The organism is Labrys sp. 22185 (assembly GCF_052045555.1).
Classification (GTDB): Bacteria; Pseudomonadota; Alphaproteobacteria; order Rhizobiales; family Labraceae; genus Labrys; species Labrys neptuniae.
Window position 1 is genome coordinate 100,728 of the sequence record NZ_JBQEPH010000010.1, and the last position, 20,271, is coordinate 120,998.

Sequence of the window (20,271 nt, forward strand, 5' to 3'; positions counted from 1 at the left end):
CCTTCCTCCCTCAAGCAGCGGCGTGATGGATGGCGGCGCGGATACGCTGATAGGTGCCGCAGCGGCAGACATTGCCGGACATGGCAGCATCGATGTCCTCGTCGCTCGGCTTGGGCGTGGCGGCGAGCAGGGCCGCGGCCGACATCAGCTGGCCGGACTGGCAATAGCCGCACTGCACCACTTCGAGATCGAGCCAGGCCTTCTGCAGGGCCTTGCCCTGCGGGGTCTGCCCGATCGCCTCGATGGTGGTGACGGCGCTCTCGCCGACGCTTTCCAGCGGCGTGATGCAGGAGCGCGTCGCCGTGCCGTCGACATGCACGGTGCAGGCGCCGCACAAGGCGGCACCGCAGCCGAACTTGGTGCCCGTCATGCCCAGAATGTCACGCAGCACCCATAAAAGCGGCGTGTCGCCATCGGCATCGATGGTGTGGGCGGTTCCGTTGATCTTGATGGTATAGGCCATGGCAGTCTCCCGCGAGTCGGAGGAGCATATCCCCTCCTTGGAGTGGTTCCAGACAATCAGCCTAGGACGGCGGGAGCAAGAGCTCAATCGATCACAAGCCGGTGTGGGCTTTGCGGCGCGCGCATGGCGGGTAAGTCGGCGTGTCATCCCGCGCGCGGTGCGGCATGCAATGCTGCATCGCAGTCAGACCAAACCGGAGGCTTGGTCCGGGGACCGCTACGATGTCGCCCATACTCCTCTTGCGGTCCCGGATCTGCGCAGCGGCACTTCGCGCCGCAGCGCGTCCGGGATGACGAGCGGGAGAGCGCCCTCGCCTCACACACTGCTCAGCAGCAGGCTCGTCTCGCTGTTCGAGACCCCGTCGATCAGCCGGACCTCGCGCAGCACGCGGTCGAATTCGGCCAGACTCGCGGCGCGGATATTGGCGACCAGGTCCCAATTGCCGTTGGTGGTGTGCAGCGTGTGCACCTCCGGCAGGCCGCGCAGCTTGCGGATGACCTGCGTGGTCGACTTGCCGACCACCTCGATCATCATCACCGCATGCACGGCGTTCATGTCGTAATCCTCGCGGACGCGGGCGGTGAAGCCGAGCAGCGTGCCGGTTTCGATCAGGCGGTCGAGCCGGTTCTGCACCGTGCCGCGCGCCACGCCCAGCGCATCGGCGAGCTTGGAGAGCGAGGCCCGGCCATCGCTGCGCAGATGCGCGATGATGCCGCGATCCAGCGCATCGGGAATATATTTGACCGTTTCGGCATCCCGCCCCGTCACTGACATTTTTTACAATCCGACCTGACAATCTGTTCAATGAACTGACAATTCTAGCACAGGATTGCGATTTCGGTGAACATCCGGACGGCCTAGGCTAGGGCCAACAGTGACCGTTCAGGGATTTTTCGATGACCGCTCCCCTGCCCTCGCAGAAGGCGATGGTGCCTTTCGTCAGCGTCGAGAACATGATGCGCCTCGTCCACCATCTCGGCATCGAGCGGGTGCTGGCCGAACTCACCGACCTGATCGAGGAAGATTTCGCCCGCTGGGAGAGCTTCGACAAGACCCCGCGCGTCGCCAGCCATTCGCGCGACGGCGTGATCGAGCTGATGCCGACCTCTGATGGCACCATCTACGGCTTCAAATATGTCAACGGCCACCCGAAAAACACCGCCGAGGGCCTGCAGACCGTCACCGCCTTCGGCCTGCTCGCCGATGTCGCCACCGGCTATCCCGTGCTCCTGACCGAGATGACGCTGCTGACGGCGCTGCGCACCGCCGCGACCTCGGCCATGGCCGCCCGCCACCTCGCGCCCAAGGGTGGGAAGGTGATGGCGATGATCGGCAATGGCGCCCAGGCCGAGTTCCAGGCCCTGGCCATGAAGGCGGTGTGCGGCATCGACACCGTGCGCCTCTACGACATCGATCCCCGGGCCACCGAGAAGACCGCCCGCAACCTTCAGGGCAGCGGCCTCACCGTCATCCCCTGCACCTCCTCGCAGCAGGCGATCGAGGGCGCCGCCATCGTCACCACCTGCACCGCCGACAAGCAGTTCGCCACCATCCTCACCGACAACATGGTCGGCCCCGGCATCCACATCAACGCCATCGGCGGCGACTGCCCCGGCAAGACCGAGCTGCACAAGGACATCCTCGCCCGCGCCGACTGCTTCGTGGAATATCCGCCGCAGACCTGGATCGAGGGCGAGATCCAGCAGATGGACCGCTCCTATCCGATCACCGAGCTCTGGCAGGTCGTCACCGGCCAGGTGCCGGGCCGGCGCGACGAGCGCCAGATCACCCTGTTCGACAGCGTGGGCTTCGCCATCGAGGACTTCTCGGCCCTGCGCTATCTGCGCGCCCAGATCGTCGGCACCGATTTCTACCAGGAACTCGACATGATCGCCGACCCCGACGATCCGCGCGACCTCTTCGGCATGCTGCAGCGCGCCCGCTGAGGCGGGGCATTCAAATACGTCATCCCGGACGCGCTGCGGCATGAAATGCTGCAGCGTAGATCCGGGACCGCCAGCGGAATGTGGATCGCCAACGATGCGATCCCGGATCTGCGCCGCACCACTGCGTGCTGCGGCCCGTCCGGGATGACCAGATTGCTTCCTTCTCCCCCGGAGCCCCCATGTCCAAGCGCCCCACCTTCTCCGTCCAGGCCCCCTCCGCCGTGGTAATGGTTCGCCCGCACCACTTCACCGTCAACACCGAGACGGCCGCCGACAATCATTTCCAGGTCGCCGGCACAGGCGGCGAAGATCTCGCCCCGCTGGCTCATGCCGAGATCACCAGGGCGGCCGAGACCCTGGCGGCCCACGGCGTCACCGTGCACCTCTTCGAGGACGAAAGCCGGACAACCCCGGATTCGGTGTTTCCCAACAACTGGTTCTCCACCCATGCCGGCGGCCATGTCGCCCTCTATCCGATGAAGGCGCCGAGCCGGCGGCGCGAGCGCCGGGCCGACGTCATCGAGATGCTGAAGACCGATTACCGCGTGCAGGAGGTCATCGACTATTCCGGCCTGGAGCCCGACGGCCTGTTCCTGGAAGGCACCGGCGCCATGGTGCTCGACCATATCGACCGCGTCGCCTATGCCGTGCGCTCCGACCGCACCGACCCGATCGCCCTCGAGCGCTTCTGCACCCATTTCAACTTCGAGCCGATGGCCTTCGACGCCCGCGACGACAAGGGCGCCGCCATCTACCACACCAATGTCCTGATGTGCATCGCCACCGATTTCGTGCTGATCGGCCTCGACATGATCGTCGACCGCGCCCGCAAGGCCGAGATCGTCGCCCGCCTCGAACGCTCCGGCCGCGACGTGCTGGCGCTGAGCAACCGCCAGATCGAGAACTTTGCCGGCAACGCCATCGAGCTGCAGGGCAAGGACGGCCGCCTCCTCGCCCTCTCGACCACGGCGTTGGCCGCCCTGACGCCCGAGCAGCGCGAGATCATCGAGCAGAGCGCCATTTGCGTCGCGCTTGATATTCCGACCATCGAACGTGCGGGGGGATCGGTGCGGTGTACGCTGGCGGGTGTGCATCTCACGCCGCGGGGGTGAGGCACGCCCGACTTGAAGTGCACAGTGTCGCTCTGAAAGTCATCGAGATCGATATCCAAAATTCGAAGTGTAGCGGGTGCACTCACAATTGTTTCTTCTCCCCGCAAAAGAGCTTCGTTAGCCAATAAAAGCGCGCGGGAGGCTCCCTAAAGCCGCTAAGCCAGCCGGCATAAGAATCATTCGATGGGATCAGATCATCGGCCAACGCCCTCGTCCAATCTGCTGCCGGCAACGGATCTGCCGACGCAAGAAACCTGAAGCGCTTGCGTCGGTGCTTGCGCCCATATTTCGCCAGGTCGTCATAGAGCTGTTGCGTATAAAATATGCAATCATCGTTATATGAATAGACGGCGCCTATAATGTCTTTGTAGCGTGCGTCGATCTGGCCGAGGGGATTTGGAAGTGCAAAGTAGGCGACGTTGAAATTTTCCTGATCCTTTCCCTGGTTCGTTCTCATCTCCTCAAGGAGCTTATTTCTCTGATCAATCGTTGAATTCAAAATATTGGATGTTTTAGCTAGGTCGAGAGCGGCCATCACGGCCCGGGTCGGGGCCGAAATTTTGTCTAAGACGAGAGCGCGCAGGACGTCATAGGGCAAATCGATCGTGGGATCGACCGCAGGTCTGCCTTAAACTGAAATCGAGATTCAGCGGGAATTTGCCCAGCTGCGTGCTCCTGCAAAAACCGTTCAACCGATTGAACTTGCTGCACGTATCCCTCGTGAAGCGGGCGGATGAGCTGTTTCTTCGCGACGCAATGGCTGCTGCAGATCGATACGGTGAGCGTAAGGGCTGTCTTCAGACTGTTGAGCTCGGCTATAAAAGCCTGACGTTTCTGACCGAAGAGACTAATGAAAAACCCGCCCATGGCCCCGAAAAAGCCACCGGAAATCGCTGAAATGAAGGGCAGGCTGTTGGCGTCGCTAACACTTTTCCATATCGATTGAACATCCATTTTGTCGTACCCGCCGTTCCGGACTCGAAGATTTTGAGACTACAAATTGAAGCGCGGATGTTAGAGGAGCGTTGAGGAAACTGCTAGTGCGTCGAGTTCTTTAACTGACGGGACCCGTCCTAGTTCAACGCAGCGCACAAGCAAAAGTATAAGGATGCGACTAGCTTGCCTATACCCTTCTTCTAGCATGCTTGATTTTGTAACGCCGCCGTGAACAGCTTTTGAACGAATACCGTAGGCTTTCTTGACATCCTCAAAAAACGTAATTTTCTCATCGACACTGCCATCCAACATCAAGGCAGCATATAGAGCAATACGTCGATTTAGTTCCGCATCGACAGATAACAGCCCTTCAATCCCAGACCAGAGCAGCATAATACGCATGTCGCTATCAAATAGATAGTGAGCGTTACCATAACAACGCATGGCAGCATTGAAAGCCGGAATCTTAATTAAACGATCGAATGTATCATGATTTGTCTTAGCCCATTGCAAATGACTGGATGTTACTTTTTCGATCGATGTTAACGGACGCATCATAAAGTTGCGATTGGCAGCGCTGTAGATTGGCGCGGCTTCACCCGTAACTGAATATAGTGAGCAGCACGGTACTTTGCACGCAAGGCTGAGAAGATGGAATAGCCACAACGCATTCCAACTCTTGACAGCAAGAAGCTCTGGGCTTCGTTCGTCTGTAATTTGGATTGCGAAACTCGCAATGGGATGGCCAGTGACGACCATCGCATAATCGAAAAAACGCTTACTGCCATCGGCAACGTTGTTCATGTCCAGGGCCGGAATTGTCGATGTAATTGTAATGCCGGGCATAAGCTCAAAATCATTAGTGAGGCTGATACCGTGCCCAACTATGCAAACTTGTTGTGAAGATCTGTCGGTACGTATGCTGACCATCATATTTCCGCAACGATAAAATTTCTATCTTAGCTTAAGCTGAATAGTCTCGAGTTTCGTAGACGCCGTTGGGCTACATATTGTACTGTCGTTCGAACTTGACGGGTAACAGTACCCCTTTCCTAACGTGCTTGCGCTTGGGGTTGTAGAACATCTCGATGTAGTCGAACACGTCCTGCCTTGCCTCCTCGCGCGCTCGGTAAGTTTTGCGGCGAATTCGCTCGCACTTGAGCAGTCTGAAGAAGCTCCCTACCACGGCGTTGTCGTGACAGTTCCCGCGCCGGCTCATCGAATGCTCCAGATTGTAGTGCCGCAGGAAGGCTGCCCAATCCATGTTGGTGAACCGAGAGCCTTGATCCGAGTGAATCAGGGATTACGGTCACAGTGGGGGACTACGGTGACAGCGCATTTAATTGAAGACGGAAGATCGCGAGCGGTCTGATGCCGTCGACTCCAGCGTCCATCCTATCCTTCTCAAACAACGTCGGGCCGTTGCTTGATCAACGCAGGCAACACCAGCCCCGCAATGATGAAGGCCGCGCCCCAGATGTCATAGCCATGCAGGCTTTCCCCGAGCAGGAGATAGGCGAGCAGGGCCACGAAGACGGTCTGCAGATAAAGCAGCATGCTGGCGCGGCCGGCGCCGAGCGCCTCGACGCTGCGATTGTAGAGATAATACATCAGCGCGCCGCCCGGCCCGGCCAGATAGGCGAGCGCCAGCAGGCCGTTCGCGTTCAGGGCCGAGCCGCCGCCGGTCAGCTCCCACAGATAGAACGGCAAAGCGGCAAGGGCGCCGGCGCCGAGCAGGACCACCACCGTGGGCAGCAGGGGGATGCCGAATCTGGCACGGCGCAGCAGCACGGTGTAGAGGCCCCAGCAGAAGGCGCTGCCGACGATCCACAATTCACCGGCGCTGAACTGCAGCCCCAGTAGCGCGCCGAGATCGCCATGGGCCACGATGACCAGCATGCCGGCCAGAGCGAGCAGCGCGCCGATAGCCTTCCACAGGCCGAGCGGCTCGCCCAGCACGATGCGGGCAATCACCATGGTCATCACCGGTGACAGCGCCATGATGATGCCGGCGGTGGTCGCGTTGGTGAAATGGAGTCCGGTATAGATCATGCCCTGGCACAGCGTCAGGCCGATCGCACCGACGAGCAGGACCTCCAGCGGCCGCGAGCGGATCAAGGCGATGATCGCGCCGTAATGGCGATGCACGATCGGCAGCAGGATGGCGCAGGCCAGCAGCAGCCGCCAGAAGCAGAGCGCCCAGGGCCCCATTTCCGGCGCCGCCCATTTGGCCGCGATGTAGACGCCGGCCGAAAGAAGCCAGCCCAGGATCGCGGTCGCGTAGGCGATCGGAAGGGATTCGCCGGGGGCGGCCTTCGCATCGTCGGGATGTGCCATCGGCAGCATGTGGATCCCAGCCTCCTCCCTCGCCGACGGACCGGGCGCGATTGCAGCCCCGCCTCGCCGGGCGCTACGCTCCGGCCTGGCCTGGAGCCCCATCGGCGCTCTTCGATCTGCCGGCCTAGCGACCAACCGCCCCTTTATTCGGATGGGGACCGTTTCTTGCAAGATAACGAGGCTTTCGCCTTACCCGTTTCAGAAGATCGGCGTGTACGCTGCGAACAACAACCTCGCCTTTACCCCGATTTTGCTTCCGTAACGGAAATTACGACTGATTGCGAACGCCGATTGCCAAGCATAGTGTCACGATGCGCCAGTCTTTATCAAGGAGCATGCCGTGACCGAGCAAGAGCGCAGCCTGGAGGAAATCGCCGCCATCCGCGACCTGCTGGCCGCCAAGCCCCGGCCGGTCGGATGGGGCGAGCGGCGCGCACGGCTCGACGAGGTCGGGACGCACTGGCCTGTTGCCGACGATGTCGTCTGCACGGAAGTCGCGTGCGACGGCGTCCCCGGCGAATGGTCGATGGCGCCGGGCAGCGACGCCGGGAAGGTGCTGCTCTACTTCCACGGCGGCGGCTACTGCTCGGGCTCCATCGAGAGCCATCGCCGGCTGGTGACGGAGGCCGGCCGCGCGGCAAGCATGCGGACCCTGGCGATCGACTATCGCCGCGCGCCCGAGCAGCCTTTTCCGGCCCAGCACGAGGACGCCCTCGCGGCATGGCACTTCCTGCGGCGGCAGGGCATCGCCGCCGAAGACATCGCGGTCGGCGGGGACAGTGCGGGCGGCAATCTCACTCTGGCCCTGATCGGCCGCCTGCGCGCCGCCGGCGAGCCCCTGCCCCGCTGCGCCTGGCTGATTTCGCCCTGGACGGATCTCACAATGTCGGGCGCGACGCTCGCCGGCAAGGAGCCGATCGATCCGATCATCCACAGGGCCTATCTGGAGGAGCTTGCCGCCGCCTATGTCCCGGCGGGGATAGACCGTGGCGACCCGCTGATCTCGCCTCTGTTCGCCGACCTGCGCCGCTTCCCGCCGCTGCTGATCCAGGTCGGTTCGGCCGAGACGTTGCTGTCGGACGCCACGCGGCTGGCCGAAGCCGCCGGGAGCGCGGATGTGCCGGTGCGGCTCGAGATCTGGCCGCATATGATCCACGCCTGGCCGCTCTGGAATGCGGGCCTGGAAGACGGCCGGCGTGCGCTTGTCGCCGCGGGTGCGTTCATGCGCAACGCCGGGGGCTAGACGGTTGCCGCCGACTCCCCGCCGGCGGCCGCCTTCTTCCCTTACGCTCTCTGCCGTGCAATCACGCCCAGCGCCGTGGTGATCGCCCGGGCGAAGGTCAGCGCGCCGATCCCGTCCACGTCGCGCTCCGGCATGAATTCCACGAAGTCCATCGCCTCGATGCGGCCGCGGCGGGCGGCGCCCTTGATGAGGTCGACGAGCTGGTAGTAGGTGAGGCCCCCCGGGGCGCGGCCGATGACGCCGGGCACCAAAGCCGGGTCGAGGGCGTCGGCATCGATGCAGATGACGATGCGGCTGCCTTCGGGGATGAGGGCGAGAGCGGCCTCGACGCCCTGGCGGTGCAGGTCATGGGCCGGCACGAATTTGACGCCCCAGGCCAGCGCATCCTCATAGTCGCTGGTCGCGGCCGAGCCGATGCCGCGGGCGCCGACCTGGATGATGCGCTCGATATGGGGCATTTCCGACGCCCGGCGCATGGTGGAGGAGAGGCCGAGGCGCTCGTCCATATGCACCTCGCGCCAGTCGATATGGGCATCGATCTGCAGGATGGTGTAGCGAGCGCCCGCCTCCGCCCCCAGGGCTTCGAGCATGGGGATGGGGATGGAATCATCGCCCCCCAGCACGATCGGCACCGCGCCGCGGGCGCGGATCGTCTTGACGGCGGCGGCGATGGCGGCGCGGTTGGCGGCGCCGTCGCTCTCGTCATAGGGCAGGTTGCCGCAATCGACGGCGCGCAGGCGCGGCTCCGGGAAGACCTTGCCGCCATTGTCGAAATCATGACGGTCGACATTGGCGGTGAAGGCGGCGGTGGCGCGGCGCAGGGCATCCGGCGCGTTGCGGCAATAGGCGCCGACTGAGCGGTAGGGCGTGGCGCAAGGCGCGCCGATCAGGGCGATCGGGGCGGCGAGCGTGGCAAGGTCGCGGCATTCCTCCAGGCCGAGGAAGGTGAGCGTATCGGCCGCCGCGCCGAACAGCGCGCCGAGATCGGCTTTCTGGTTCATGATGGAAATCCTCTATGCGGGCCGCCCGCGGGCGGCATCGGGTTGGAAAATGGAATGGCGAGCAACTGCTCACCTCCTGTCATTCCGGGCGCGGTGCAGCATGAAATGATGCGCCGCAGACCCGGAACCGCGTCGGAATAAAACGCCTTGCTCCTCCCGCGATCCCCGGACCAAACCTTTGGTTTGGTCTGACTGCACCGCATCACTGCGTGCTGCGATGCGTCCGGGACGACAACTCAAACAACTGCGGCGCCTCAGGACGGGCGGACGTCGAGATAGCCGGCCCAGCGGCGCTCGACGAGGCGGAAAGCGCCGACCAGGACGAAGGTCAGGACGAGGTAGACGATCGCGGCCGCGACATAGGGCTCGAACTGGATGTAGTAGTTCAGCGTGATCATGCGGGCGACGCCGGTGGTCTCCAGCAAGGTGACGGTGCTGGCGAGCGAGGTGGCGTGCAGCATCATGATGGTCTCGTTGCCGTAGAGCGGCAGCGCCCTGGTCAGCATCGCCGGCACCAGGATGCGCCGCGCCCGCGTCCAGCCGGACATGCCATAGGCGGTGGCGGCCTCCACCTCGCCGGGCGGGATGTGGCGGAGCGCCCCGGCGAAGATCTCGGTGGTGTAGGCGGTGGTGTTGAGCACGAAGGCGATCAGCACGCAGACGAGCGGGCTGGAGAGCCAGGGCCAGAGCAGGCTGGCGCGCACCAGCTCGAACTGGGCGAGGCCGAAATAGATCAGGAAGAGCTGCACCAGCAGCGGTGTGCCGCGGAACACCAGCGTATAGGCGAAGACCAGGCTGCGGATCAGCCGGTTGGCGCTGTTGCGCGCGAAGGAGAGCGGGATGGCAAGGCAGAAGGAGATCGCCAGGGACGCGACGGTGAGGACCAGCGTCAGCTGCGCCCCTTCGGCATAGAGGCCGAGATTCTCGGCAATGACGTCCCAGTTCATGGCGCCAGCTTCCTTGTGCCGAGCTCGTAGCGTCGCGCCAGCCAGGCCAGCACCAGCATGGAGAGGATGGTGATGGCGAGATAGAAGCCGCCGGCGACCAGGTAGAAGGTGAAGGGCTTGCCGGTGGCCTCGGCCGCCCCCTTGGCGCGGAACATCACGTCCTGCAGGCCGATGAGGGAGACCAAAGCCGTCGCCTTGACCAGCACCAGCCAGTTGTTGGTGAAGCCGGGCAGCGCCAGGCGGATCATCTGCGGCAGCACGATGCGGGTGAAGATGCGGGTGCGCCCGAGCCCATAGGCCTCCGCCGCCTCGATCTGGCCGCGGGGGATGTTGAGAAGCGCGCTCTTGAAGGTCTCGGTCATGTAGGCGCCGAAGATCAGGCCGAGCGTGGCGATGCCGGCCCCGAGCGGGGAGAATTCGACCTGGATGTCGAAGCCGAGCCATTCGCCGACCTGGCCGATGAAGGAGGGCAGGCTGTAGAAGACCAGCAGCATCATGACGAGATCGGGGATGCCGCGCACCACGAAGGTGTAGATCCCCGCGAGCGCCGCCAGCGTCCTATGGCGCGAGACCTTGCACAGGGCCGCGCCGAGGCCGAGCAGGACGGCCACCACCAGCGAGGCGAAGGCCAGCAGCAGGGTGATCGCCCCTGCCGCCAGGATCGTGCGGACGAAATCGAGGATCATCTCCGGTCATTCGCCGAAATATTTGGCGTCCAGCGCCTTGAGCTTGCCGTTGTCCCTGAGGATGGCGAGGCCCTTGTTGATCTCGGCCACCAGAGCGGTGTTCTTCTTGCCGATGGCGATGGCGACGCCCTCGCCGAACTCCTTGGCATCCTTGCCGGTGAGCTGCGGGCCGACCAGCTCGTAATCCTTGCCGGCATCCGACTTCAGGAAGCTGGCGGCGATCTGGGCCTGGTAGCTGATGTGCAGCTCGGCGCGGCCGGCGGTCAGCTCCAGATAGGGGGCGCTGCCGGTGTCGTAGCGCTTGATGGTCGCCTTGGGGAAATGGCTGGTGACATAGGCGTCCATCGGCGTGCCCGTCTGCACCGCGATGGTCTTGCCCGCCATGCCCTCGGGCGTGAACTCGAAAGTCGAGCCCTTCTTGGCCACGAAGCGGAAGATCGGGTGGTTGTAGATGTCGGAGAAGGCGATCACCTTGCGGCGCTTCTCGGTGACGGTGAGCTGGGAGATCAGCGCATCATATTTGCCGTCGATCAGGCCGGGGATCATGCCGTCCCAGGCGGCGTTGAAGATGTCGCAGTCGAGCTTGGCGGCCTCGCAGATCGCCTGCATCAGCTCGACGTCGTAGCCGACCAGCTTGCCGTTGGCATCGATCGATTCGAAGGGCGGGAAGGTGGCGTCGGTGGCGATCTTGATCTTGTCGGCGGCCTGGGCCGTGAGGGCCTGCGCGCCGGCGGCGGCAAGGCCGAGCAGGAGGGCGGCGACGGCGTTTCTGAAGCGAATGCTCATGATGGGTCTCTCGGGATGGGATCTGTCGTTGCGGGAGCCGGTTTCCACCGGCCTTGGCCAGGCCGCTGCGGCTAATGCTGCAAACGCCCGGCAAGGAATTGCCGCAGCCTGTCGCTGCGGGCGTCGGTGAAAACGGCCTCGGGCGGGCCCTCTTCCTCGATGGCGCCGTTGTGCAGGAAGACGACGCGGCTGGAGGCATGGCGGGCAAAGCCCATCTCATGCGTCACCACGATCATGGTGCGGCCCTCCTCGGCGAGGGCCTGCATGACCTTGAGCACCTCGCTCACCAGTTCCGGATCGAGCGCCGAGGTCGGCTCGTCGAACAGCATCACGTCGGGGTTCATGCTGAGCGCCCGGGCGATCGCCACGCGCTGCTGCTGGCCGCCGGAGAGATGGGCCGGATAGCGCTGCAACACCTCCTGGCCGAGGCCGACCTTAGCGAGATTGGCCCTGGCCCGCTCGGTCGCCTCCGCCCTGGAGACGCCCAGCACGCTGATCGGCGCCTCGATGACGTTGTCGATCACGCTCATATGCGACCACAGGCAGAAATTCTGGAACACCATGGCGAGGCGGCTGCGCATGCGCTGGAGCTGCCTCTTGTCGGTGGCCCGGAGGAAGCCGTCGCCGTCCCTGACCGTCTTCAGCGCCTCGCCGTCGATGACGACGCTGCCGGCGGTGGGGCGCTCGAGGAAATTGATGCAGCGCAGGAAGGTGCTCTTGCCCGAGCCGCTGGCCCCGATGATGCTGATGACATCACCGGCCGCGGCCTGGAGGGAGACGCCCTTGAGGACCTCGACCTTGCCATAGGATTTGCGGATACCGTCCACGGCCAGCTTGTGCATGCTTCTTCCCAATCCGGCCGCGTTCGTCCGCCACCAAGACCCCTCTCCAGCGCCAGACTTGTCCATCCAATCGCGACGGTGCTCATAAAATCAGAAGGCCGGCCTGGGGCAATTGATATTTGATCATCAAATAGATGACGTCATTTCATCTATTGTGCATTCTCAGGGCAGATTGCCTGCGAAGGAGGCACGGACCAGTGGCGTATCCGCTCCATTCCTGAAGGGATCTCAACTGTACACCATTCAGTCAACCGATCTGCCAGGCGGCGGCATCCTTGCCGAAGCGCGCGAGGAGCCAGCGCAGGAAGAGCCGCACGCCCGAGCGCTGCAGGCCGGCATGGGTGGAGACGACATACCAGCCGCCGAAGGCGTCGATGGCGGTGGAGAAGGGCCGCAGCAGCGTGCCGCTCCTGACATCCGCCCCCGAGAGCGTGTCGCTGGCCAGGGCGACGCCGGTGCCGTTGATGGCGAGGTCGATCGCCATGCCGAGATCGCTGCAATAGAGATGGCTGCTATAGGGGCCGAAATCGCGCTCGCCGGCCTCGGAGAGCCAGCGCCGCCATTCGGCGCCGTCGTCCCAGTGCAGCAGGATGGCGCTGCGCAGTTCCAGCGGGCTGGTGATGCGCCGGCCGATGCGCTGGAACAAGGTCGGGCTGCAGACCGGCATGATGCTGACATGGGCGAGCTGCGCCGACCATTTGTCGTCCCAGCCGCCGGCGCCGAAGACGATGCCGATATCGGCATCCACCAGCTCATGGATACGGTGGTTCTCGGTGAGCTTGATATGGCATTCGACGGCCAGGTGGTCCTGGCAGAAATCGGCGAGGTTCTTGGCGAGCCAGCCGCTGGCGAACATCGGCGGGCAGGCAATGCCGATGCGCCCGCCGTCCTGGTCCGCCTCCGACAGGCGCAACGCGGTGTTGGTGATGTCCTGCAGCGCGGCCGAGACCGTCTTGGCGAAGACCCGGCCGGCATCGGTGAGCACCACGCCGCGCCCGGCCTTGTGGAAGAGCGGATAGCCCAGCACTTCCTCCAGTCGGCGCAGCTGGTGGCTGACGGCGCTGTCGGTCAAGGCGAGCTCGCCGGCGGCCCGGGTCAGGCTTTCATGCCGCGCCGCTGCCTCGAAGGTGCGCAGCACGCCGAGTGGCAGGTTACGCATCGCCGCGCCCCGTCATGACACCGGCCTGGCCTTCATCCTTCACCTCGGATCTCCCCAACCATGGCTGGCTGCCGGGATATCATCTAGGATGGCGCCATGCCCTCCTCAGATGCGATTCGTATTGCAGCCGCCGTCATCGTCCGTGCCGACGGTATGACACTCCTGGTCAGAAAACGAGGGACAACGGCCTTCATGCAGCCAGGCGGCAAGATCGAGCCCGACGAGCAGCCCCGCCAGGCCCTGTGCCGCGAGCTCGCCGAGGAGATCGGCCTCGCGGTCGATCCGGGCAAGCCCGTCTATCTCGGCCGGTTCGAGGCCCCGGCGGCGCATGAGGACAACAGGATGGTCGAGGCCGAGATCTTCCGCCTCGACATCGCCGAGCCCGTCGCCGCCACGGCCGAGATCGAGGAGATCGCCTGGGTCGATCCCAAGGCACCCGGCCCGCTGCCCCTCGCCGCCCTGACACGCGACCATGTGCTGGCCCTCGCGACGGCGCTTGGCGGGGACTGACGCGGTTTGCCATTTGACGGACTATGATTGCTTGCGGAGTGCCGCCCCTTGCCCTTGCAAAGCAAGGGCTGGCCTCTCCCCGTAAGAACGGGGCGAGGAGGCGTAAGCGCCGCGACTGATCCTCGGGCCTTTCGTCTCGCCCAACGGTTGTGCGAGATGTTAGATTCTCAGAACCAAGCGTTCCGTCGAAGTCTCCTCGCCCCCGTTCTTACGGGGAGAGATACGGTGAGGGGCTGTGCGACTTGGAAGGTCGAGGTAAACAACTACACCCATTATGAGGTGCTTCCATGACTCCGCTTTCCCCATGACCGACCTCGTGCCGAGTGAAGAAAAACGCCAGGCATTCTACGACGACGTTCGCAAGGCATGGGACGAGTACCAGGCAACCGGCTTGCACGTAACCGGCGAAGAGGTCGCGGCTTGGCTGGAAACATGGGGCACGGACGACAACAAGGCCTCGCCTGTATGCCACAGACAGTATTCTCGCCATCCGGTACGGCCGGGAAGCCGGTTATGATTGATGATCCGAGCAGGAAAATGATTCGGCTCGATCAAGGCCCTCAATTCTCGCGCCGGCCGGCGAAGGCCAGCAGCAAAGCGAGGAAGATCAGGACGCCGGCGCCGACCTGCTGCCAGTAGAAGTTCCAGCCGATCAAGAGCAGGCCGTTGGAGACGAAGCCGAACAGGAGCACGCCGAGGATGGTGCCGGCAATGCTGGCGCGCCGGTTGCGGCTGAGCGAGGTGCCGATGAAGGCCGCGCCGATGGCGTTGAGCAGATAGGCGTTGCCCGAATAGGGCACATAGGCATTGACGTTGGAGGAGAGCAGGATGCCCGTCACGGCGGCGATGGCACCGGAGAGGATGTAGACGATCGCCAGGATCCGCCGCACCGGCAGGCCCGAATAGCGGGCGACCTCCTCCTGGGTGCCGACCGCCAGGACGGTGCGGCCGAAGCTCGATTTCTCCAGGAGGAGCCAGGCGCCGAGCGCCAGCACCGCGACGAGAAGCAGCGAGACCGGCACGCCGAGGATCGTGCCATGGCCGATGAAGGCGAGCGCAGGCGGTATGCTGCCGGCCGGCACATAGACGGGATTGCCGCCATCGGTGGTGAGCTGCTGCAGGCTGTGCCCGATGAAGAGCGTGCCGAGGGTCGCCAGGAACGGCGTGATCGACAGCCGCGCGATCAGGACGGCGTTGAAGAGCCCGGTGCCGATGCCCGCGCCGACGCCATAGAGGCAGGCGAGCGCCACCGGCTGGCCCGAGGACACCGCCGAGACGAAGGCGAGGCTGCCGAGATCCACCGCCGTGCCCACCGACAGATCCGTGCCGCCCGAGGCCACCGTCAGGGTCATGGCGATGGCGACGATGGCCGTCAGGGCGACATTGTTGACCAGCACGCCGGTGATGTTGCCGAGCGTCAGGAAGCCCGGCGCCAGCACGGAGAAGACGGCCACCACCAGCACGAGCGCCAGCGGAATGCCGAAGCGCAGTAGGTCGGATGCCGGCCGGATGCGCGGCCCTTCGGCCCCAACGGCGCTCATGTCGCCCTCCTGCGTGCGAGATTGGCGGTGGCGGCGACGACGGCCAGGATCAGCACGCCCTCGATGCCGTTGACCCAGTAGGTCGAGACATGGAGGAGCTGGAACCCGTTGGTGAGCGCGCCCAGGAAAACGGCGGCGAGCAGCGTGCCCGCCACAGTCGGCAGCAACCGGCGCGAAAACATGAAGCCGAGAAAGGCGGTTGCCACCACCGGCAGCAGCATGTCGCCCGAACCGCCGGTCGCCCCGTTGAGGAAGGCTGCAGACACGACGCCGGCGAGGCCGCCCAGCAGCCCGCTGGCCAGATAGGACAGTGCGACATAGCTGTTGACGGCGATGCCGGCGGCCTTGGCCGCCTCGCGATGTCCGCCCACCGCATAGGCACGCAGGCCGAGAGGCGTGAGATGCAGCAGCACGGCCAGGACCGCGCACAGGGCAAGGAGCAGCCAGCCGAGCACGGGAATGTCGAGCGGTCCGGGCAGGCCGAGCCAGTCGATCAGCGGTGACGCCGCGGGAATGGTGGTGTTCTCGGTCACCACCAGTTCGAGCCCGGCGCAGACATTCATGGCGGCCAGCGTCGCCAGCAGAGGCAGGATCCTGAGCCAGACCACGGCAAGCGCATTGACCAGGCCGACGAGGAGGCCGACGCCGAGCGAGGCCGCCACGCAGGCGAGGTCCGAGTAGCCGGCCTGGTTGAGCACGGCGAAAATCGCGGCCGAAAGCCCGAGCGTGCCGGCCAGGGAAAGATCGATGCCGCCGGCGATCACATCCGAACCACCGGTGATCAACACCAGCGTCAGGCCGAACCCCAAGATGCCCAGCACCGCCGATTGCGACAGGATGAGGCCGATATTGGCGGGCGAGAGGAAGGAAGGCGCGTTGACAGCAAAGAAGGCCATCACGGCCAGGAAGAACAGCAGACCGCCGGCCCGGACCAGGCGCGTCCCGGCGCCGTCCACGAGATCGCGCCAACCCGCGCGGGCCCTGGCTTCATGGGGCTCGGGGTGGATCGAGGCCGATGTCGCCGCGGCGATCGCCTCCAGGGTCTCATGCGGCATGGCTGGCTCCTTCCCCTGGGCCGACGCCCGTCAGGGCCGCGGCCAGCAGCTGGTCGGACGATGTTGCCGAGGTCTCATAGATGCCGACCACGGCGCCGCGGTGCATCACCAGGACCCGGTCGCACACGCCCAGGAGCTCGTCGAGATCGGCCGAAAGCAGCAGGATGCCCGCGCCCTTCTCCGCAAGCTCGGCGATGAGGCGATAGATCTCGGCCTTGGCCGCGACGTCGACCCCGACCGTCGGCTCGTCGAGAACATAGACGTCGGAGCGGCGGGCCAGCCATTTGGCGATCACCACCTTCTGCTGGTTGCCGCCGCTGAGGGTGCGCACGGCTGCATCCTGGCTGCTGGCCTTGATCTTGAGCGCATCGATCAGCCTGGACACCGTCGAACGTTCGCCGGCGCGGTCGAGCCAGCCCAGACGCGTGATCTGGCCGAGGCTCGCGAGGGTAGTGTTCTCGCGGATGGAGAGGCCGAGCGCCACGCCCTGGGCGCGACGATCCTCCGGCACCAGAGCGAGACCCGCCTGCGCCGCCGCCACCGGGCTGGAGAGCCGCTGCACGCGACCGTCGACCTCGATCGTGCCTGCCCGCGTGGGCCGCAGCCCGAACAGGGCCTGGACGAGCTCCTTGGCTCCGGAACCGAGCAGCCCGGTCAACCCGACCACTTCGCCGCGATGCACGGTGAGGGACACATCGGCAAAGGCCGGCGGCGCACCGAGGCCGGCAAGAGACAGCACGGGCCTGCCGCGCTCGGCGCGATGCTTGGGGAAGAGGTCCTTCACGTCGCGATCGACCATCAGGCGGGTGATCTCGCCGATGGTCGTGCGCGCGGGCTCGAGATGGGCGACGTCCCGGCCATTGCGCATGATGGTCACGACATCGCAGATGCGCTCGATCTCGGCGAGATAATGCGAGATGTAGATGCTGGTGAGGCCGCGCGCCTTCAATTGCGCGATGGCGGCGAACAGGCTCTCGACCTCGCGCTTGGCGAGCGCCGCCGTCGGCTCGTCGAAGATGATGAGGCGAGGCTTGGCCAGCAGCGCCCGGGTGATCTGGACGATCTGCTGCTGCGCCGTCGACAGGTCGCGGATGAGCGCGCCCCGCGGCAGGGTGATACCGAAGAAGTGCTTGAGGGCCTCGTCGGCCCGGCGCTGCAAGCTCGCCTGCCAGACGCCGAGGCGCGATGCCATGGCTTCGCGCCCCAAGAACAACGCTTCGCCGACGGTTGCGGTCGGCACCAGCAGCCGGTCCTGGTGAATGAAGGCGATGCCGAGCTGCTCGGCCTTCTGGGGCGAGAGATGATCGAGCGGCCGGCCCTCGAATTCGATGCTGCCGGCTTCCGGGCTGACGAGACCGGCCAAGGCCTTGATCAGGGTCGACTTGCCGGCGCCGTTCTGCCCGACCAGGCCGTGGACGGTGCCGGGCGCGACCACGAGCGAGGCGTCGTCGAGGGCCCGGGTCGGCCCGAAGGTCTTGACGAGGCCGCGCATGGCCAGAACGGGAGGCGGTGAGGTCATGGCGTCGATCACTGGTCAGCCTCGCCGGCACACCGGCCGGCTCAGCCCTTGCTCAAGGAAATGCGGCACGGCACGGGCCACGAGGAAGAGCCACCCCATCCGTCATGCGGATGGGGTGGCTGGGCAGGATGGTGTCAACGAGGGCACCCTGCGGGGTCGGTCAGATACGGGGCGACCGGCATACTCGTCGATCAGGCCTGGCCGAGCTGCTTCTGCACCTCGGCGGCGTTCTTCTTGTTGGCGATCACGGCCGGCAGGAAGGTCTGCGAGGGCAGCGTGGTGTCGCCGTTGAGATAGCGGGCGAGGTTCAGGACCGCCTGGCGGCCGATGACCGAGGGCTGCTGGGCCGCCACCGCGCCGGCCGGCGCCTTGGGATCCTTGACCAGCGCCAGCACCTCGGGCGTGCCGTCGACGCCATAGGTGAGGATCTCGCTGCGCCCCGCGGCGATCAGGGCCTGGGTGGCGCCAAGCTGGGGAATGTCCCAGGCCGACCAGATGGCCGAGATCGATCCCTTGTCCGGATATTTGCTCAGCAAAGCGGTGATCTGGGCATAGGCGTCCTGCACCGTGTTGGGGATGACGTCCCTCAGTTCGGGCTGGATGATCTTCACCTCGGGATAATATTTCAGCACGTTGCGCAGCTGGGTGTAGCGGATCTCGCAGACCGGAACGCCCGAAAAGCCGTTGAAGACGACGACATTGCCCTTGCCGCCGATATCGGAGACCAGCTGCAGCGCGAGCTGGGCACCCAGGGAGAAATTGTCCGAGGTCGCGGTGTTGATGACGTTGGTCGAGGGCAGGTCGACGGAGAAGACCGGGATGCCGGCCTGGCGCAATTTCTTCAGCCAGGGATCGACCACCGAGAGGGTGCCGAGCGTCTGGATCACCGCATCGGGCTTTTGCGTCACCAGGGTCTGCAGCTGGCTGACCAGCGTCTTGTCGTTACGTCCGGCATCGAGCCCGATCGGCGTGCCGCCGAGTTCCTTCACGGTCTCGACCTGGGCCTGGTAGGCCTTCAGGTCGAAGAAATGGTCGGTACCCGCGACGCTGATCGCAATGGTCTTGCCCTTGAGGGAGGGCAATCCCGCTTCAGGCTTGGCAGCATCATCGGCCCGGGCAGCGCTGCCGAAGGCTGCGGCGGCAGCCAGGGCCGAGCCCATCTTGAGAAGCGAGCGGCGCCCGAGCGGGGTGGAGGAAATCGTCGTCATCGTGTCGGTCCAGCTTTGATTTGGCCCGTCTGTCGAGGCCTGACCGAAGCACACATGTTCGCCGACATAATGTCAACTAAATTTATAGACTTAATATAATTAATTGCCTGCCAATCTCCGCAGCCCTCGTCACGACTGCAGGATGCTGTCCTCGAGCAACCAGGGGCGGATCAGGCGACGCGGTGCAGCGATGCGGTCGTCTTCGGGCCGTTCTTGATGGTTTGATAAACCACGCAATAGCGTTCGGTCAGCTTCAGCAACTGGTCAAGCCGCTCCTGCGGTGCCTCGCTGTCGACATCGAAGCGAAGCCGGATCTCGGCAAAGCCGACCGGCGCCTCCCTGTCGACCCCGAGCGTGCCGCGAAAATCGAGGTCCCCCTCGGCGCTGACCTGGCCGGCCTTCAGGGGCAGGTCGATCGCCGTCGCCACCGATTTCAGCGTCACGCCTGCACAGGCCACCAGGGCCTCCAGCAGCATGTCGCCGGAGCACAGTTCCAGCCCGGATCCGCCGGTTGCCGGATGCAGGCCGGCGGTCGCCAGAGCCCGGCCGGTTTCGACCTTGCAGGCAATGCCCTCGCCATCGATCGAGCCCTTGGCTTTCAGGGTGATCAAGGCCGTTTTCGGGTCGGCGCGATAGCGCTCCTTGATCGGCGCCTGCATGGCGCGCAGTTCCATCGAATCCATCCGTTCCTCCCGGACCATAGCGATATCATTGGCCCGAACTATAGGCCGCCGGCAGAACCTGGCAAACGCTTCCCTAACAACAGCGAATCGGCTCAACGTTTGTCATTGCCGGGCTTGACCCGGCAATCCAACCTCCCCTCCATGCGTCGAAATCGCGAGCTTCTGGATGCCTGGGTCAAGCCCGGGCATGACAAAGATGGCGTATCGGTTACTTTCAACAATGCTCAAGCTGAACGATTGCCCCAGGCCCGCAGCCTCTGCACCTTGCGATCTGCGCGATTCTGTCTGATCAAATTA

The 20,271-nt window shown here is 64.6% G+C and carries 22 protein-coding genes and 1 pseudogene; 6 read left to right on the plus strand and 17 right to left on the minus strand.

What is annotated here, in order from left to right; translation table 11 throughout:
* Window positions 1–10: 10 nt before the first annotated feature.
* Both ACTJKX_RS20210 and ACTJKX_RS20215 read right to left on the minus strand, forming a co-directional pair.
* Window positions 11–463 (minus strand): (2Fe-2S)-binding protein, encoded by a 453-nt coding sequence (locus ACTJKX_RS20210; protein WP_394313256.1) that lies wholly within the window; start codon window positions 461–463, stop codon window positions 11–13.
* Window positions 464–778: 315 nt separating this feature from the next.
* A complete protein-coding gene (locus ACTJKX_RS20215) occupies window positions 779–1,237 on the minus strand; it encodes an Lrp/AsnC family transcriptional regulator (RefSeq protein ID WP_311940477.1) in 459 nt (152 codons plus the stop codon).
* A gap of 122 nt (window positions 1,238–1,359) precedes the next feature.
* Between ACTJKX_RS20215 and ACTJKX_RS20220 the strand changes: the two genes are divergently transcribed.
* The gene (locus ACTJKX_RS20220) at window positions 1,360–2,409 is read left to right on the plus strand and encodes an ornithine cyclodeaminase (protein ID WP_440726289.1); all 1,050 of its coding nucleotides are present in this window, start codon (window positions 1,360–1,362) and stop codon (window positions 2,407–2,409) included.
* Between the two features lie 179 nt (window positions 2,410–2,588).
* On the plus strand, window positions 2,589–3,521 hold the full coding sequence (ctlX, locus tag ACTJKX_RS20225; RefSeq protein ID WP_440726290.1) for a citrulline utilization hydrolase CtlX: 933 nt from the start codon (window positions 2,589–2,591) through the stop codon (window positions 3,519–3,521).
* Window positions 3,522–3,603: 82 nt separating this feature from the next.
* Here ctlX and ACTJKX_RS20230 read toward each other — a convergent pair whose 3' ends face one another.
* Window positions 3,604–4,056: a hypothetical protein gene (locus ACTJKX_RS20230; RefSeq protein ID WP_440726291.1), complete on the minus strand. Its 453-nt coding sequence runs from the start codon at window positions 4,054–4,056 to the stop codon at window positions 3,604–3,606.
* A gap of 134 nt (window positions 4,057–4,190) precedes the next feature.
* On the opposite strand from ACTJKX_RS20230, the gene ACTJKX_RS20235 reads away from it, so the two are divergent.
* Window positions 4,191–4,418 (plus strand): hypothetical protein, encoded by a 228-nt coding sequence (locus ACTJKX_RS20235; RefSeq protein WP_440726292.1) that lies wholly within the window; start codon window positions 4,191–4,193, stop codon window positions 4,416–4,418.
* Window positions 4,419–4,535: 117 nt separating this feature from the next.
* Here ACTJKX_RS20235 and ACTJKX_RS20240 read toward each other — a convergent pair whose 3' ends face one another.
* The 3 genes and pseudogenes from ACTJKX_RS20240 to ACTJKX_RS20250 all read right to left on the minus strand — a co-directional run bounded on the left by ACTJKX_RS20240 (window position 4,536) and on the right by ACTJKX_RS20250 (window position 6,794).
* On the minus strand, window positions 4,536–5,390 hold the full coding sequence (locus tag ACTJKX_RS20240) for a hypothetical protein (protein ID WP_440726293.1): 855 nt from the start codon (window positions 5,388–5,390) through the stop codon (window positions 4,536–4,538).
* A 70-nt stretch (window positions 5,391–5,460) separates the two neighbouring features.
* Window positions 5,461–5,757, minus strand: a pseudogene (locus ACTJKX_RS20245) (IS3 family transposase); the annotation flags it as partial.
* 104 nt (window positions 5,758–5,861) lie between these two features.
* Window positions 5,862–6,794, minus strand: coding sequence for a DMT family transporter (locus ACTJKX_RS20250; protein WP_440726366.1), 933 nt, complete (start codon window positions 6,792–6,794; stop codon window positions 5,862–5,864).
* Between the two features lie 340 nt (window positions 6,795–7,134).
* Between ACTJKX_RS20250 and ACTJKX_RS20255 the strand changes: the two genes are divergently transcribed.
* Window positions 7,135–8,037: an alpha/beta hydrolase gene (locus tag ACTJKX_RS20255; protein ID WP_440726294.1), complete on the plus strand. Its 903-nt coding sequence runs from the start codon at window positions 7,135–7,137 to the stop codon at window positions 8,035–8,037.
* Window positions 8,038–8,078: 41 nt separating this feature from the next.
* Here the strand turns inward: ACTJKX_RS20255 and ACTJKX_RS20260 are convergent, their stop codons facing one another.
* The 6 genes from ACTJKX_RS20260 to ACTJKX_RS20285 form a co-directional block, all read right to left on the minus strand.
* Window positions 8,079–9,038 carry an arginase family protein gene (locus ACTJKX_RS20260; protein ID WP_440726295.1) on the minus strand — a complete coding sequence of 320 codons (960 nt, stop codon included), beginning with the start codon at window positions 9,036–9,038 and terminating at the stop codon, window positions 8,079–8,081.
* 254 nt (window positions 9,039–9,292) lie between these two features.
* The gene (locus ACTJKX_RS20265; RefSeq protein ID WP_149250574.1) at window positions 9,293–9,985 is read right to left on the minus strand and encodes an ABC transporter permease; all 693 of its coding nucleotides are present in this window, start codon (window positions 9,983–9,985) and stop codon (window positions 9,293–9,295) included.
* Window positions 9,982–10,671: an ABC transporter permease gene (locus ACTJKX_RS20270; protein WP_311940458.1), complete on the minus strand. Its 690-nt coding sequence runs from the start codon at window positions 10,669–10,671 to the stop codon at window positions 9,982–9,984. The genes ACTJKX_RS20265 and ACTJKX_RS20270 overlap by 4 nt, the downstream gene beginning before the upstream one ends.
* A 6-nt stretch (window positions 10,672–10,677) precedes the next feature.
* Entirely contained in the window at window positions 10,678–11,457 is a 780-nt protein-coding gene (locus ACTJKX_RS20275) for a transporter substrate-binding domain-containing protein (RefSeq protein WP_440726296.1), read from the minus strand.
* 71 nt (window positions 11,458–11,528) lie between these two features.
* Window positions 11,529–12,299, minus strand: a complete 771-nt coding sequence (locus ACTJKX_RS20280; RefSeq protein ID WP_311940454.1) for an ABC transporter ATP-binding protein — start codon at window positions 12,297–12,299, stop codon at window positions 11,529–11,531.
* Window positions 12,300–12,546: 247 nt separating this feature from the next.
* On the minus strand, window positions 12,547–13,458 hold the full coding sequence (locus ACTJKX_RS20285; RefSeq protein WP_440726297.1) for a LysR substrate-binding domain-containing protein: 912 nt from the start codon (window positions 13,456–13,458) through the stop codon (window positions 12,547–12,549).
* Window positions 13,459–13,554: 96 nt separating this feature from the next.
* On the opposite strand from ACTJKX_RS20285, the gene ACTJKX_RS20290 reads away from it, so the two are divergent.
* Together ACTJKX_RS20290 and ACTJKX_RS20295 are read left to right on the plus strand one after the other, a co-directional pair.
* Window positions 13,555–13,968: an NUDIX hydrolase gene (locus tag ACTJKX_RS20290; protein ID WP_440726298.1), complete on the plus strand. Its 414-nt coding sequence runs from the start codon at window positions 13,555–13,557 to the stop codon at window positions 13,966–13,968.
* A 304-nt stretch (window positions 13,969–14,272) separates the two neighbouring features.
* A complete protein-coding gene (locus ACTJKX_RS20295; protein ID WP_394313275.1) occupies window positions 14,273–14,485 on the plus strand; it encodes a hypothetical protein in 213 nt (70 codons plus the stop codon).
* Between the two features lie 43 nt (window positions 14,486–14,528).
* Here ACTJKX_RS20295 and ACTJKX_RS20300 read toward each other — a convergent pair whose 3' ends face one another.
* From ACTJKX_RS20300 to ACTJKX_RS20320, 5 genes are all read right to left on the minus strand, one after another.
* Window positions 14,529–15,509, minus strand: coding sequence for an ABC transporter permease (locus ACTJKX_RS20300; protein WP_440726299.1), 981 nt, complete (start codon window positions 15,507–15,509; stop codon window positions 14,529–14,531).
* Entirely contained in the window at window positions 15,506–16,564 is a 1,059-nt protein-coding gene (locus ACTJKX_RS20305; RefSeq protein WP_440726300.1) for an ABC transporter permease, read from the minus strand. Before ACTJKX_RS20305 ends, ACTJKX_RS20300 begins: the two co-directional genes overlap by 4 nt.
* Complete coding sequence (locus tag ACTJKX_RS20310) at window positions 16,554–18,083, minus strand: sugar ABC transporter ATP-binding protein (protein ID WP_440726301.1); 1,530 nt, start codon at window positions 18,081–18,083, stop codon at window positions 16,554–16,556. The genes ACTJKX_RS20305 and ACTJKX_RS20310 overlap by 11 nt, the downstream gene beginning before the upstream one ends.
* A 191-nt stretch (window positions 18,084–18,274) precedes the next feature.
* Window positions 18,275–19,291, minus strand: coding sequence for a sugar ABC transporter substrate-binding protein (locus ACTJKX_RS20315; RefSeq protein ID WP_440726302.1), 1,017 nt, complete (start codon window positions 19,289–19,291; stop codon window positions 18,275–18,277).
* Between the two features lie 170 nt (window positions 19,292–19,461).
* Window positions 19,462–19,974 (minus strand): OsmC family protein, encoded by a 513-nt coding sequence (locus ACTJKX_RS20320; protein WP_440726303.1) that lies wholly within the window; start codon window positions 19,972–19,974, stop codon window positions 19,462–19,464.
* Window positions 19,975–20,271 lie beyond the last annotated feature (297 nt).